We start from the raw sequence: 14642 nt of genomic DNA on the forward strand, positions 1-14642 counted from the left end.
CGATAGCACTGAACAAGCGACAGCCGAATCTACCGAGTCGACCAGCGCAGCGACCACGTCAGAATCAACCGACTCTGGAACGACCGCTGAGCAAGCAACGACTGAGTCTGAGTCAAACTCTGGTGAGACAGAGCAAACAACAACTGAATCCACCGATTCAACTAGCACAGCGACCACATCAGAACCCACCGATTCTGAAACAACCACTGAGCAAGCAACGACTGAGTCTGCATCAAACTCTGGTGATACCGAGCAAGCTGCAACTGAATCCATCGATTCAACCAGCACAGAGACCACATCAGAATCCACCAACTCTGAAGCAACGACTGAGTCTGCATCAAACACAGATGAGACGGAGCAAGCTTCCACTCAGTTAGAATCTGCCAATAACACTGAACAAGCGACAACCGAATCTGAAGAATCAACCAACACTGACACTGCATCAGAAACAACCAGTTCTGAAGAATCTATTCTTGCATATGACGACAAAAGCACGCTGTACAATTTATCGCTGAAATCTGAGATGAGTAGTATTCCAGAAAATCAGTCGACACAGCTATATCCACGTGGATCTTATGGCGACGGATCGAGTTCGTCTCTCATTGACAAACCGTTAACGTGGCATATAGGCAATAACGATGTGGTAAGCATAAATGAATCTGGTGTGCTAATTGGAAAAGAAAGGGGAACTACAACGATCTGGTTTACAATCGATGGGCTGACCAGCAATGGCATAACAATCACGGTAACCACTGGGCTTCTCCCATGTGGAGGAGACGTGAATGATACCGATAGGTACAATGCCGCAGGGTATTGCCTTAAAGTCATTGAAGGTGACTCAGGTGATGCTGAAAATAAATTATTTACCGCAACGCCAAGTATAGAGGTGATGAAGCAACTTGGTTATAAGCTGGATGACTCCCGCTACAACTACGGCAATACTTATGGTGCAACTTACAAAGAAACTCGTATAGAAGGAGAGTTTGCTCGCTTTCGATATGATGGTTGGGGTTGGGAAGACGATCCGAACAGCTCTGACTACGGCCGAGATGGTCAACTAGACCGATACTGTAGTGCCCTAACAGACCTCAAATTTATGGGACGCACCAATTGGAAACGACCGACAAGATACGAACTGTACAGCTTAGTTTTCTTTTTAGGTGATCTAACAGCGAACTATGGCTGGCCTGGTTTTTACGAGTATTGGAGTAATCACCCAACTGAAGACAATAGATTTTACTCTGTAGACTTAGTGAACAACATTACTAAATCTCATTCAGCAGGATTAAAAAACTATGCGTCTTGTGTATCTTACAATGACTAGTGCGAGGTTTCTCTAAGAGAACCATCTTGGGCAACTAGAATTCATCAATGAAAAAGCCAGCAGAATAACTGCTGGCTTTTTCATCTAAAATGCATTTTCAAAGCTCTTATTTTTGCAACAAAAATAGGTCAGAGATTGATAGAGATTGTGCTTTGATTTGAAAGGATTTAGATAGCAAAAAGCCGCTTATAAAAAGCGGCTTTTCTAATGGGCGGAGACCCCAGCCACATCCCGGCACACACGTCGCCTGCTGCGGCTGCTCCCTTCCGGGCCTGACCGAGTTCACAAGTTAGTGTTGCGGGAGGACCAGGGCCTCCATAGATTCTGTGGTGCCCAAGGGTATCCCCGAAGGCAGGATGGATTATTCAGTATCCGCCCCCCGATTGCAACCCTCTCTATTAATTATTAGCACATTCTTGTTCTGAATGACGAAAGATTACGCAAAGTGAGCAATTTCTGTATGTTACGAATCGGTATCGACGAAGGTCGGCTCCCCTTTTCGCTTGGATTGATACATGGCTTCATCGGCTCGAATTAAAATCTCTCGTAACGTGAATTCTTTTTGGCGAGGTTCAAACACACCAACAGATACAGAAACCGATAAGTCTCTATCTCTTTCAGCCAAATAAAATGAAAACAGCTTGAGGTTTTTGAGGACTTTGGTTTTATCTTGCAGTGGCTTGGAGCAAATGAGAATGAACTCATCCCCGCCAATTCGATACCAATTTCCATTCCAGTTTCTCCGTATAATGGACGCGTAGGTCTGGATAACTCTGTCTCCTACGTCGTGCCCAAACTGATCGTTAATTTGCTTAAAATCGTTGATATCGAGATAAATCACAGTTTGCCATGGCTTGATGCCTCGACTGTATTTGAGGTTAAGGGCTCGGCGGTTTTCCAGTTTGGTTAAGCTGTCTGTATTTGCTTGGCGATACAGTAGGTAAGCAACGAGTAATACAAAGGCAATAGCGATCATGAACAGGCGCTTCGTTTTATTGGCGAGATCCTGTTCCCTCTCTAACGTGTTGCGCCAATCCGGTTGCTTGTCATAAGTGCTATTAATGCTCGCTGTATCTAACATGCGAATGGCTCGTGAAAATAATGCTGCCAGCACCTCTCCTTGAGTTGTTTTAGGGAAACCCAGCGCTATTTCCGAACTGTGGAAACTTTCAATGCTGTAATCCTGAGTAATGGGTAATAATTCCTGCTCTTTCAATAAGATATTAAGCGTTGCTTTATCTACGGCAATGTAATCGATCTCATCATTGACCAATGCATTCACAAGTTCTTCTTGGCTCGAGTACCGGATAAAGGTTTTTTGTGGCAGCAATTGGCTAAGTAACTCATCGAAGAAGTCGTCTCTCACCACTCCAATACGTTCCGTAATCAGTTCCGAAACGTGGTGATAAACATCGGGCTTGAAACCAAGGCGCTTTACAATGATGGCTTCTGGGAAATAGTGAGGAACACTGAAATAAGCAATATTTTTACGCTGCTCCGAGATAGTTAACGGCGCTAGAATATCGATTTTTTTGTCTATCAAGTCGCCATACATGCTTTCCCAGCTTTCATCATGTGTACTGACGATTTCACACGTAAATGTGAGTAGATGGCACGCTTGTTTTACCGTATCGGCACTGATCCCACGCACCAAGCCTTTGTCGTTGTATTCGACGTACGGATAGGCATTTTCTAACTTCACTCGAAATGTTTGGTGAGATCTCAACCCAAGTACCAACATGTCTCGTCTAAGGGCATCTCTTCGAATATCAAATTGGTATTGGCTTATATGAGCACGAAGCTTTTTTTGCATGGATTCGGAATGCACAAAGTCAACAATGCGCTTTAGCTCGTCTTTGTTCTGCCCTTCAGGCGAGATGATAGAAACGGGTTTTATAGAGATTTGATCGTTAAGTAATTGTGCGTCTAATCCAATCGTCAGCATTGCTTTAAGCTGATTTATCGCATCCACGACTCCATTGACTTCCCCAGAAAGTAAAAGGTTCTTGGCTTCTTCATAGCCGTTATATTCGATAAGTTTGATGTTTGGGAAGTTATCAGAAATAAGATCGGCATAGATGGTGTTCTTAGGTACACCGATAATTTCAGCTTCGCTAAGGCTTACCCCTGATGGGCTAAATAAATAGGTATATTCAATGTTGGTTGGCGCTGAAAACTCGAAAAGTGCATCCCTATCTTCAGTGTGAGTGACGTTTGCAGCAAAGTCACTCTCTCCTCTCGCAACAGAGCCAAGAACGGATTCAAAATCGGGCATGTCTTTATACACGACCTCGACAGAGAACTCTTGGGATACCATATCAAACAGAAAATGGGTTACGACATCATCCGCTTCAGTTGCGACAATATATTGAGATTTTTGCCCATAAACTACTTCTATTCCCATAAGTTGTAGTGCCAATAAGGCGCTCAACAGGGCTGCAAATTTTTTCACTTATCGCTCTCTGTGCCGTAAAACACATCTATCTTTCACATTAATGTAACAAAGAAAAGAGCTACTAAGATAAACACAGAACAACACCTCATTAATGTGAGGCTAGTTCAAAAAGCAACTTATTGATAGACATATGTACTAAATTTAAGCTAAAGGCTAAAGCATTTTAAGAGTCATCGTGTTCATCCGCCGATCTCAGCACGTAATCTGTCGCCCATGCTGTCCCTAAAAAGAATATCCAAACCACAAATACTGGATTGGGGATTTCTACCGCTTTAGATGCGACAATAGCGGCAAACCCTACTGTAGGTAATGTCCAGCAAAGTAACTTGTTCCAGTTAAATTTAGATAGTTTGGGCAGAGTTTCGGCAGATGCAATGATGCCAACGATACACAAAGCAATAAGCGCGGCATGGGTCCACCCAGCTAACCACAGTGCTAATATAAGTGAAAGTGTCCACCAGCTGTGCTGAGAGGAGCTTTTCCAATGCCGAGCGGCAAACCAAGTCGCTATAACCGATAGCGTTTGAATCAGAGTTATCCCCCACTCACCGGGAATTTTTCCTTCTGCCTGTGTCACCATTATGCCAACTTGCATAACGACTATGGTCGCCGCCGTTGTAATGAGAACATATATGCTACTGCGCCTTGAGAAAGTCACCATTAGTAGCGGGAATAAGATCCAAACACTCAAAGACATAGCAATGGGTTGCAATGGTAATGTAAAACCATACACTGCCAAAGATGCTAAAAGAATCAGTCCCGCAATGCCGCCTTGCGGCAGAATCCACAATGCGGGTATAACCAAAGCCAAAACAGGAATATCACCACCACTCAAACTCAACGCCCTTGCGCAAACAATCGCAAGTAATGTGGTAACAACGAACTGGAGCAACGAAAACACCATAGCTCTCTCCTTATATTCCGTGGACGAACTAGGACAATCTCAGTATGGATCAATTTTTAAGCCAAATCTTTGCAGTAATTCACCAAATTCCATATGGTAATGTGTCCACCTATGGACAAGTCGCAAAACTAGCGGGATATCCTGGCTACGCAAGGCATGTAGGGAAAGCTCTTGGAAACCTACCTAAAAACAGCAAATTACCCTGGCATCGAGTGATCAATAGCCGAGGTGAGATCTCGTTAAAAGGATCGAGTTTCGACAGACAGAAAGGCAAACTCGAAGAAGAAGGCGTGGTGGTAAATTTAGCGGGAAAGATTCGCTTAAAAGATTATCAATGGGAACTGTAGCGCTCGCTTCATTGTTCTGAGTTTGAATTGAGCATTCAGCAATACTGGTAGCTGAATGCTCAAAAAATCAGACCGCTCGCTCTTCACCTCTAACAGTTTCTGTGTAGAAAAATGATGAAAAGAAGCGACGAATGGTCTGTCTTTCCGTTGGTGTTAGCGCGCATTCACCAACATAAGATCTAATTTATGCGTTTGATTAACATTGGTAATAACTGGGAAAACGGTGTCGGTGATAAAGATCAACTCACCATCCACTTCAATGCGAGCGCTAACACTGTATGTATGCTGAGGCAGGATATTCGCTTTGTTATAGTCTAACTTGAAGTAGAACGGCACCTGATTTCCATTGGCTTCAAACTCTTGTTTGGCAAGAAGCACAGACGGGGCATCGGCAAGCGAAATATCTTGTAGTGATACCGATACCTGCGCGTTGTCGGGTAAAGCAATACGTTCACGGTAATAGATTGAGCCTTCAACAAAGGCCATTTCTACAGGTTTAACTTCAACGGTAGCGGAAGACTCTTCAGCGTTTTGACAACCAACCAGACCAATGCCAGCAGCGGCAGTCATTACGAGTACCAATAGTTTCTTCATCACTTTTATTCCGAGTTAATGGATGTGGTGCGAGTATATCGCCCAAACTTGTTTTTTGTCGTTATCCAAGGTATTTAATTGACATAACTTTGACGGAGGTACGATGAGTAAACCATTAAATGAACTGCTTGATTTGTTGCAGTTAGAACAGCTAGAAAAGGAACTCTTCCGTGGGCAAAGTGAAAATCTTGGATTGCCACAAGTGTATGGTGGACAAGTTATTGGGCAAGCACTTTCAGCGTCTCGCTATACGGTAGATAGTGATAGAACTGTGCATTCGTTCCACAGTTATTTTTTATTTCCAGGTGATCCTGAAAAATCCATTATTTATGATGTTGAAAACCTGCGAGATGGTCGCAGCTTTAGCACGCGACGAGTGAAAGCGATTCAAAATGGACGTCCGATCTTTTACTTAACGGCGTCTTACCACGGTGATGAACCTGGATTTGAACATCAAAATACGATGCCAGACATTCCCGGGCCAGAAAACTATGCCTCAGAGTCTGTACTCGCGAACCAAATTGCTGATTTTTTACCCGAGAAAATCAAGCGCGCATTTTGTGGCGAAAAGCCCATTGAAGTACGCCCAGTAACTGTGGTTAATCCACTAAAACCCCAAAAGACCGACCCGACACAATACCTTTGGATTAAAGCCAATGGTGAAGTACCTGATAATCAATTGATTCATCAATACCTGTTAGCGTATGCGTCCGATTGGGGCTTCTTAGTAACGGCTTTACATCCACATGAAGTGTCTTTAATGACGCCAAAATTTCAAGTAGCGACAATCGATCACTCTATGTGGTTTCATCGCCCATTCAAAATGGATGAATGGTTGCTGTATTCCATAGACAGCCCTACTGCAAGTAATACACGCGGTCTCGTACGTGGGGAAATATACAATCAGCAAGGCGCATTAGTTGCCTCTGCCGTTCAAGAAGGCGTAATGCGATTTGTGAAATAGTCTTCGCATTACCGTACCATCACGAGAGATAAACAGGTCTTTACGCAAAAAAACGGCAGCGAATTTCGCTGCCGTTTTTCTATTCATCGCTATGATTGAGCAAGATTCGGTTAAATATAGCTCGTCTAGTGTGTATGAACATCGCCATCATGGCTATGCGCTCTCATCAATCCAGACATTGAGAACGAGCTGTCTACCGTTCCTTTGAAGCAATTAACAACCCATGGATAACTGTCCGTTATGTAGTAACCGTATTGCCCGTTCACCGTCATGCCATTACATTCATCTAAATCCCCAAGACCACTTACGTATTCGTAATCTCCGCGAAACTGACCATCATAATTCGAACTCGCAACAACACCTTGCCCAGCGACAGGCGTCGAGTACCCTGATACGGTCTGACGAGTACCCGATTTCAATCGGTAGCTTGGTGTCGCTTTTCTCACAGTGCCACTATCATCAAAACAGCTGCCGTAAATCGGAAAGCCATCTGCTGCAAACCCAACAACAGGTGACGCGCTCCCACCCACGCAATTTTGAATGAATAATGCGACAGGGTTTCCGTGGTAATGGTATTTCCCTGTTGGCTGAACATGAGCATTGTGCTGATCGGTACCAAATCCATTCAAACTCGACATAGGATCATAACGCCATGGATTATTAATTTGGCTCTGACCGCATCCTATTTTCTCCTGCCCTAAGGGTTCACTGCCTACCCCGTAACACGCTGCGGCTAACATATCGACATTGACGCCATTTAGAAATACTCCTTCAGATACTGCCATACTCAAAGCCGTACTAGACCCAGCCAATACCGGATTCGCTGCAATCTCATAATCTGAATCTTGTTCACTTACATTGGTCGCGAAGGATGCCGTTTGATCATTAAAGTCGTGATTTGGGATATGGTTACTTTCTATCACGCACTTATTTCCTGCTGAAGATATGCTCACGGCACCATTGAATGAAATAGAGCGTTGAATATCGGTAACGCTTGAAGTGAGAGAACCGAGGTAATCAAGGCAATCACCAGAAAGGGAAGTAAAAGTGTAATTGGTGATATTACCGTTTTGAGGAAGACCTGTTGAGCTGTTGTTGATAGTAGGGGGCGACGAAGAATTCGTTTCAGTCGTTCCAGCGTTACATCCTGCTAATATCATGACTGTGAGCGTTATGTAGAGTGCTTTCATGTTGTCTCCTGCCTAAACTGTTCGCTTAACAATCAGTTTAGACAGGGTAATAGCGATTACTAAGAACTTTACGGAGCTTTACATGGATTGACGAAGATTGACTTAAACAGGTAGCGCTGTTGTGTATTTTAATGTCTCCATTGCAAAAGTAGAGGTCACGTTAGTAATCCCATCCACACTATTGACGAGCTGTTTATAGAAGTCATCGAATGATTTCATATCTTGTACTAATACACGCATCATGTAGTCGTATTCTCCCGCCATCCGATAAAACTCCATTACCTCAGGAAACTCAGAAGCCGTTTCTACAAACGTGGTATACCATTCATGGGAGTGGTCACTGGTTTTCACCATGACAAAGGCGGTAAAACACAACCCTAGTTTTTCAGGGTTCAATAACGCAACGCGTTTGTCTATAAACCCTTCTTCTTCGAGTCTTTTAAGCCGCTTCCAGCAAGGAGTAGTTGTGAGATGGACTTGTTCTGCCAGCTCATTCAAAGACAAAGTGCTGTCCTTTTGCAATAGGATAAGAAGCTCTCTGTCTATTCTATCCAGTGATGGTTTACTCATAAAAAATTCAAATGTAGAAATAAATTCCCTTAATTAGGCCACAATGTATAAAAACAATAAACATTTTCTTACATTTCGAGCGTACTCTATATATCCAAAAAAAATCTGAAGTAACATGGTTTTTGAATTTGGTTTGCTTTTAAAGCGATATTTTTAAAATACGTCGCTACCTGAGCTACAAAGCTATCGCTTGAGCCAAGTGACTGGCGAGTTAATTACAACAAACCTGGAAAGTCGTAAACAAGGAGCTGTTTGCAATGAGTATTGACCATGACTGGACCAATAATGCAATCCGAAAAATAGAGGCCGATTTCCAAAGAAGTGCCGATACACACCTCATTAAACTCAATTTGCCTTACATTGAAGGCATTGATATTTACTTGAAGGACGAAAGTACCCACCCCACTGGCTCGCTTAAGCATCGGCTAGCAAGATCGCTGTTTTTATACGCAATTTGTAACGGTTGGATTGGTCCTGATACTCCGGTCATTGAATCTTCTTCAGGAAGTACAGCGGTAAGTGAAGCCTATTTTGCTCGTTTACTCGGATTGCGCTTCATCGCGGTTGTACCCAAGAAAACGGCTCGCTCAAAGATAGAACAGATCGAGTTTTATGGCGGAGAAGCTCACTTTGTCGACCGTACAGATGAAATCTATTCAGAATCACGAAGATTGGCGGAAGAGCTAAACGGTCATTATATGGATCAGTTTACTTACGCAGAAAGAGCGACTGATTGGCGTGGGAACAATAACATTGCCAACAGTATATTCGAACAAATGGCTCAGGAAGATCATCCCATACCAACTTGGGTAGTGATGAGCGCGGGAACGGGAGGCACGTCTGCGACAATTGGTCGATTCATTCGCTACCAAAAGCACCCGACCAAACTGTGTGTTGTAGACCCAGAAAATTCTGTGTTTCACGCCTATTATCGTACTGGTGATCGTGCAATCACCTTGAACATGGGCAGCCGAATTGAAGGCATAGGTCGACCACGTGTTGAACCAAGCTTCATTCCTGGCGTCATTGATGAAATGCGCACTATCCCAGATGCCGCCAGCGTCGCGACAGCACATTGGTTAGAGAGAAAACTCGGCAGAAAAGTGGGCGCATCAACAGGAACAAATCTGTATTGTGTACTTCAAATAGCGATTGAAATGCACGCTAAGGGAGAAACAGGATCTTTAGTCACTCTGCTATGCGATAGTGGTGAACGATACTTGGATACTTACTACAACTCAGAATGGCTTAACATCCATATTGGGGATTTGTCGCCCTACCTTGATGAGCTAGAGCAAAAGTTTGGACACTAGGGTCTGTTGACTCTTCCTACATTAGAAACTAAAAAAGCGCCGAAAGGCGCTTTTTCTTACTCACTATTTTTTCGATCGCGCTTCAAATGCCGCTAACTGTTCTGGAGTAGCTGGCAACTGGTGATTTTCTTTCCACTCGCCATAAGTCATTCCATAAACGCGTTCTCTCGCATCATCTATAGACAATTCCAACCCTTGGTCATCAGCTTCTGCTTTATACCATTTGCTAAAGCAGTTACGGCAGAATCCCGCCAGAATCATCAGATCGATATTTTGAACCTCTTTATTATTGTCCAAGTGACTTAGTAGACGACGGAACACCGCTGCATCTAGCTTATCTTGTTCTTCTTGGCTTAAGTTCTTGTAATTAAAATCGACCATTGCTATTCCTTATTTGTGTTCAATTCGGGTTTTGGATTTAATGACTTCAAAGCGATCTCACCGTGAGATGAACGTGCTTTTACGTCTCTTGCTAGCTCAGCGTTTAACTGCGATTCTACATAGCCAGGTGAATGTGTACGAGCAGAGATCAATCGATACATCGCTGGAATCACAAACAGAGTAACCAATGTGGCAAACGCCATTCCAAAGAAAATTACCGTACCCACAGCCACTCGGCTTTCGTAGCCGGCTCCACTCGATAATATTAATGGGATAGAGCCTGAAAGCGTGGTGAAGGCTGTCATTAGAATCGGGCGTAAACGTCTCGCTGCGGCATCGACTATCGCTTGCTCAAACTCAACACCTTTGTCTCTAAGTTGGTTAGCAAATTCAACAATCAATATGCCATTTTTGGTTACCATTCCTATCAACATAATCATGCCAATTTGGCTGTAAATATTGAGCCCTTGCTCCATAAAGAATAGCCCTAAAAACCCACCAAGAACGCCCATTGGAACAGTAAACATGACAACGAGCGGGTTAATAAAGCTCTCAAACTGTGCCGCTAACACCAGGTAAGCGACCAATAATGCCAAAGCAAAGACGATCAATACACTGGCTTGATTTTCCTTGAATTCTTTCGACTCTCCAGAATACGCTACGCTGATATCACTTGGTAAGTTATCAATAGCGAGATTATCCAAATGATCCAACGCTTCCCCTAACGTTACCCCATCGTTAAGATTCGCACTGATAGTGATGGATTTTTGTTTATTGGTATGTGATAAACGAATGGATGAGCCGACTTCCTCTATCTTAGTGACAGCGTCTAAAGTCACCAGATCGCCGCTTCGTGTTCGCATGTAAATTTGGCTAAGATCCATTGCACTGTTGAAGTGGTTTTCATCGCCACGAAGATAAACATCGTACTCTTCCCCACGCTCAATAAACGTGGTTTCTGTTTTGCCACCCAGCATCACCTCCAGCGTATTGGAGACGTCCGTTACTTTAATACCTAATTCTGCTGCGCGCTGCTTATCGACACTCACAACCAATTCAGGCGTTTTTTCTGAGTAGTCTATTTCTGCTCCATTCATAAATGGGCTATCGTTGGCTTTGTCTTTTATTAGGTTTGCCCACTTTTGCAGTTCCTGATAATCCGAGCCTCCAAGCACAAACTGAACTGGCTCACTTGATCCGCCCCTAAAGCCGGGCATCATTGGGAACACCCTAGCATCAGGAATATCTCCTAACGCTTTGCGAACCATTCCCAAAGCTTCCTGAGCCGTTTTGTCTCTAGTTTGCCAATCTTCTAAGATCATGATGACAAAACCAGTTTGGTCCCCCGCCCTACCACCAAAAGCAGGCGATTGAACACTAAAAGATTTCAATACGCCTTGCCCTAGCAGCGGAAGCAAGCGTTGCTCCACAATGTCGATATTGGCATTCATTCGGTTATAACTGGTGCCATCAGCACCACGTACAAACGCAAATAGAACACCTCTGTCTTCTTTTGGTGCCAATTGTGAAGGCACTTGCTCCATCAAATAAACGCTCCCCCCTATACACCCAAGAATAATTATGGGTGCAATCACTCGCCAAGCCATCGCCTTAGACAACGCTCGTCTGTAAATGCGTTCTAACTTGCCAAACATCGAATCAATGAACCGATTGAATCGGTTAGGCTTAACGTTGGCTTTGAGGATCTTACTGCCTAATACGGGCGTTAATGTAAGGGCAATCAAAGAGGAAAAAATGACGGACATTGCGAGTAAAACCGAAAACTCGGTGAACAATAAGCCAACCATTCCTTCCATAAATGAGATAGGCAAAAATACCATCACCAAAACTAGAGTGGTCGCGACAACGGCAAAGCCAACTTCTCTTGTGCCTTTATACGCCGCAAGTAACGGCGACTCTCCACGCTCAATATGGTGATAAATGTTTTCGACAACAACAATCGCATCATCCACAACCAAACCAATCGACAAGATCAATGCCATCAATGTAATCAGGTTAATTGAGAAGCCAAAGTAGTAAGCCGCTATAAATGATGAAATGAGCGATACAGGCACGGTAACCGCAGGAATTAATGTTGCCCTAACTTGACCAATGAATATGTACAGAACGAGAACAACTAAACCGCCCGTTATAAAGAGCGTGTTATACACCTCGGAGATTGAGCGATCGATAAAGACCGTCGAGTCATAATCAATCGCCAGTCGTGTTCCCTTAGGAAGAAATTTTTGGATCTGCTCAACTTCTTGGTGAACGGCTTTTGCTACCTGAAGCGGGTTAGCGTCCGATTGGGGCACAATGCCCAAACTAACGTTGACGACACCGTCGCTTTTAAACGTCGAGTTTTCGTTTTGTGCACCAATGAATACGTCAGCAACATCTTTGAGATAGACCGGTGTCCCGTCGTCGGCTTGTTTTACGACCAAGTAGTCAAAATCTTCTGCGGTGTTATATAGACGAGCGGTACGTACCGACATAACCATTGTGTCGTTTCGCACTTCACCGGCTGGATTCTCCACATTTTCGCTACGCAAAGCACTCGTGATGTCGGTTGTTGTTACTCCTCTTCCAGCCATTAATGCAGGCTTCAGCTTCACATACATGACTTTATAGAGACCACCGGAGATATTGACGGAGCTCACCCCGGAAATCAGTGAAAACCGATCCACCAATACGCGCTCGGTGTAATCTGTCAATTGTGTTCTATCGAGTTCGGAAGAACTTAAGTTTATGTATACCGAAGCTTCCCCACTGCCATTGTCTTTATAAACAATCGGATCATTCGCTTCGTCCGGTAATCGACGTTGTGCACGAGCGACGGCATCTCGCACATCACTAGCGCCAGTATTTAAGTCGTAACCGAGCTCAAATTTGATAGAGATCCGTGAAAAACCATTTCGAGAAACTGAGGTAATTTCGTCAATACCGCTAATGCCAGAAAGTTGGTCTTCCAATATAGACGTAACTTGGCTTTCCATGATCGTGGCTGAAGCGCCATCATAACGAGTACTGACAGTAACGACGGGGCTTTCAATGTCGGGCATTTCACGGACGGCAAGCTTTGAAAAGGATACCAAACCAAACACACAGAGCAGTAAACTCAGGACAATTGCAACAACAGGACGCTTTACAGAAACATCAGATAACCACATGGTTATTGCTCCTTCTGCGATGCATTCTTGTCTGCGTTACCTTTGCTCTGTCCTTTCGAAGCATTAATCTCGCGAACTTTTGCACTGTCACGCATGTTTACGACTCCTTGAGTTACGATTTTCTGACCAATATCTAAGCCTTTCTCTACCACAACTTGGTTATCGATACGCGCACCAAGCAGAATTTCCGTTTTGTGAGCCTGATTGTTTTCATCAATGACGAAAACAAAGCGTTTTGTGCCCGAGTATTGAAGTGCTTGAACCGGGATGATTGGGGCATTTAATGAAGGAAAATCAAGCGTCGCAGCCATCAGCATTCCCGGCTTGAGTTGCTTGTTAGGGTTATTGAAATACACTCGCACTCTCAGGTTCAACGTATTAGGATTTATACGTGGGTCGATAGCGACCACTTTGCCTTGAAACACGGTATTTCCCCATGCTTGGCTTTCAGCAGCTACCGACATGCCAACAGATAATTGGGCTAGGTAGCGCTCAGGTACCTGCAGATCCAATTCCATCAACGTTAGGTTATCTAGCGTAAGTAATTGCTCACCAATACTGACTAATTTACCTCGGCTAAAATCAACAAATCCGACAGTGCCAGAAAATGGTGCATCTATATGTAAGTCATTTAAACTCGCTTTTGCGACAGCTAAACGCGCCTTCGCGATTTCTACTGCCGCTTTTTGCCCATCAATTTCAGTTTGAGTAATAGCGCCTTTTTTTAAGAGCCGTTGGTACTCTTTTAAAATCCTCTGCTGGTCAGATAAATACGCAGTAGCTTCAGCCGCAGATGCTTTCGCTTTATCATCACTCAGTTTTACCAACAGCTGACCTTTCTTTACGTCCTGATTCGACTGGATCAATATACTGTCGACCTTGCCTGCCGCTTCTGGGGCAATCACAACGCTTTCACTCGCTTCCAGCTTTCCAATCAAAGAGAGCGACTGTGAAATCTCGTGTGTTGCCACTTCCGAAGTAACAACAGCGATTGACCTGTCACCGCGAGGACCTTTTGCAGATGCTACTGGGCTGATAAAGATAAAAGTGAATAAAAGAACAGGAATTATCGATTTAGTTTTCATATTGAAAGCTCGAAGTTTGTATAAATGCAATTCTATCAAGTGATACGGCTTTGAGCGTAAAGGAATGTAAAGTTTGCGAATTAATGGGTAAGTAACCTGTTGCTACGCATAAAATTAATACAAAACGCCCAATTTTTGTTGCTCTTGCCCAAAAAGTCAGCATTCACGCCAAATATCTAAGAAATCTCTTTACAGCATAATCGAGTTTGCTATCATGCGCTCCGCACTTGGTTACTGAGTTGGGAAAACAGTAGCTAAGTATAAAAAGCACCCTGGAGGGGTTCCCGAGTGGCCAAAGGGAGCAGACTGTAAATCTGCCGGCACTGCCTTCGATGGTTCGAATCC

The 14642-nt window shown here is 43.8% G+C and carries 12 protein-coding genes and 1 other RNA gene; 4 read left to right on the forward strand and 9 right to left on the reverse strand.

The window, feature by feature from the left end:
* A partial coding sequence (locus Q8W40_RS27510; protein WP_305402041.1) for a hypothetical protein occupies positions 1 to 1324 on the forward strand: 1324 nt, incomplete at its 5' end.
* A 215-nt stretch (positions 1325 to 1539) separates the two neighbouring features.
* On the opposite strand, the gene ffs is transcribed toward Q8W40_RS27510, so the two are convergent.
* The 3 genes from ffs to Q8W40_RS27525 all read right to left on the reverse strand — a co-directional run bounded on the left by ffs (position 1540) and on the right by Q8W40_RS27525 (position 4683).
* Positions 1540 to 1636: signal recognition particle sRNA small type (gene ffs / locus Q8W40_RS27515), an RNA gene on the reverse strand.
* A 151-nt stretch (positions 1637 to 1787) separates the two neighbouring features.
* Positions 1788 to 3776, reverse strand: a complete 1989-nt coding sequence (locus Q8W40_RS27520; RefSeq protein ID WP_305402042.1) for a GGDEF domain-containing protein — start codon at positions 3774 to 3776, stop codon at positions 1788 to 1790.
* Between the two features lie 166 nt (positions 3777 to 3942).
* Complete coding sequence (locus Q8W40_RS27525; protein ID WP_101115747.1) at positions 3943 to 4683, reverse strand: hypothetical protein; 741 nt, start codon at positions 4681 to 4683, stop codon at positions 3943 to 3945.
* A gap of 44 nt (positions 4684 to 4727) precedes the next feature.
* Between Q8W40_RS27525 and Q8W40_RS27530 the strand changes: the two genes are divergently transcribed.
* Positions 4728 to 5030 (forward strand): MGMT family protein, encoded by a 303-nt coding sequence (locus Q8W40_RS27530; protein ID WP_101115745.1) that lies wholly within the window; start codon positions 4728 to 4730, stop codon positions 5028 to 5030.
* Between the two features lie 153 nt (positions 5031 to 5183).
* Here Q8W40_RS27530 and Q8W40_RS27535 read toward each other — a convergent pair whose 3' ends face one another.
* Positions 5184 to 5624, reverse strand: a complete 441-nt coding sequence (locus tag Q8W40_RS27535; RefSeq protein WP_305402043.1) for a YbaY family lipoprotein — start codon at positions 5622 to 5624, stop codon at positions 5184 to 5186.
* Between the two features lie 103 nt (positions 5625 to 5727).
* Between Q8W40_RS27535 and tesB the strand changes: the two genes are divergently transcribed.
* Entirely contained in the window at positions 5728 to 6588 is an 861-nt protein-coding gene (tesB, locus tag Q8W40_RS27540; protein ID WP_101115741.1) for an acyl-CoA thioesterase II, read from the forward strand.
* A gap of 125 nt (positions 6589 to 6713) precedes the next feature.
* Here the strand turns inward: tesB and Q8W40_RS27545 are convergent, their stop codons facing one another.
* Positions 6714 to 7778, reverse strand: a complete 1065-nt coding sequence (locus Q8W40_RS27545) for a YHYH protein (protein ID WP_305402044.1) — start codon at positions 7776 to 7778, stop codon at positions 6714 to 6716.
* 102 nt (positions 7779 to 7880) lie between these two features.
* Positions 7881 to 8348 (reverse strand): Lrp/AsnC family transcriptional regulator, encoded by a 468-nt coding sequence (locus Q8W40_RS27550; RefSeq protein WP_101115738.1) that lies wholly within the window; start codon positions 8346 to 8348, stop codon positions 7881 to 7883.
* A gap of 257 nt (positions 8349 to 8605) precedes the next feature.
* Here Q8W40_RS27550 and Q8W40_RS27555 point away from each other — a divergent pair, with 257 nt between their 5' ends.
* Entirely contained in the window at positions 8606 to 9661 is a 1056-nt protein-coding gene (locus Q8W40_RS27555; RefSeq protein ID WP_305402045.1) for a PLP-dependent cysteine synthase family protein, read from the forward strand.
* A gap of 63 nt (positions 9662 to 9724) precedes the next feature.
* Here the strand turns inward: Q8W40_RS27555 and Q8W40_RS27560 are convergent, their stop codons facing one another.
* The 3 genes from Q8W40_RS27560 to Q8W40_RS27570 are packed head-to-tail and all read right to left on the reverse strand — an operon-like array spanning position 9725 to position 14297.
* Positions 9725 to 10042, reverse strand: a complete 318-nt coding sequence (locus Q8W40_RS27560; protein ID WP_305402046.1) for a DUF1244 domain-containing protein — start codon at positions 10040 to 10042, stop codon at positions 9725 to 9727.
* 2 nt (positions 10043 to 10044) lie between these two features.
* Positions 10045 to 13212 carry a multidrug efflux RND transporter permease subunit gene (locus Q8W40_RS27565; protein WP_305402047.1) on the reverse strand — a complete coding sequence of 1056 codons (3168 nt, stop codon included), beginning with the start codon at positions 13210 to 13212 and terminating at the stop codon, positions 10045 to 10047.
* A 2-nt stretch (positions 13213 to 13214) separates the two neighbouring features.
* Positions 13215 to 14297 carry an efflux RND transporter periplasmic adaptor subunit gene (locus Q8W40_RS27570; RefSeq protein WP_305402048.1) on the reverse strand — a complete coding sequence of 361 codons (1083 nt, stop codon included), beginning with the start codon at positions 14295 to 14297 and terminating at the stop codon, positions 13215 to 13217.
* Positions 14298 to 14642 lie beyond the last annotated feature (345 nt).

The sequence above is a fragment of the Vibrio penaeicida genome, from assembly GCF_030689305.1.
Taxonomy (GTDB): domain Bacteria; phylum Pseudomonadota; class Gammaproteobacteria; order Enterobacterales; family Vibrionaceae; genus Vibrio; species Vibrio penaeicida_B.

Excerpts from the sequence above, each read along its gene's own strand:
- Q8W40_RS27545 (WP_305402044.1), bottom strand. The coding sequence starts at position 7,778 with ATGAAAGCACTCTACATAACGCTCACAGTCATGATATTAGCAGGATGT.
- Q8W40_RS27570 (WP_305402048.1), bottom strand. The coding sequence starts at position 14,297 with ATGAAAACTAAATCGATAATTCCTGTTCTTTTATTCACTTTTATCTTT.
- Q8W40_RS27560 (WP_305402046.1), bottom strand. The coding sequence starts at position 10,042 with ATGGTCGATTTTAATTACAAGAACTTAAGCCAAGAAGAACAAGATAAG.
- tesB (WP_101115741.1), top strand. The coding sequence starts at position 5,728 with ATGAGTAAACCATTAAATGAACTGCTTGATTTGTTGCAGTTAGAACAG.
- Q8W40_RS27530 (WP_101115745.1), top strand. The coding sequence starts at position 4,728 with ATGGATCAATTTTTAAGCCAAATCTTTGCAGTAATTCACCAAATTCCA.
- Q8W40_RS27550 (WP_101115738.1), bottom strand. The coding sequence starts at position 8,348 with ATGAGTAAACCATCACTGGATAGAATAGACAGAGAGCTTCTTATCCTA.
- Q8W40_RS27555 (WP_305402045.1), top strand. The coding sequence starts at position 8,606 with ATGAGTATTGACCATGACTGGACCAATAATGCAATCCGAAAAATAGAG.
- Q8W40_RS27565 (WP_305402047.1), bottom strand. The coding sequence starts at position 13,212 with ATGTGGTTATCTGATGTTTCTGTAAAGCGTCCTGTTGTTGCAATTGTC.
- Q8W40_RS27535 (WP_305402043.1), bottom strand. The coding sequence starts at position 5,624 with ATGAAGAAACTATTGGTACTCGTAATGACTGCCGCTGCTGGCATTGGT.
- Q8W40_RS27525 (WP_101115747.1), bottom strand. The coding sequence starts at position 4,683 with ATGGTGTTTTCGTTGCTCCAGTTCGTTGTTACCACATTACTTGCGATT.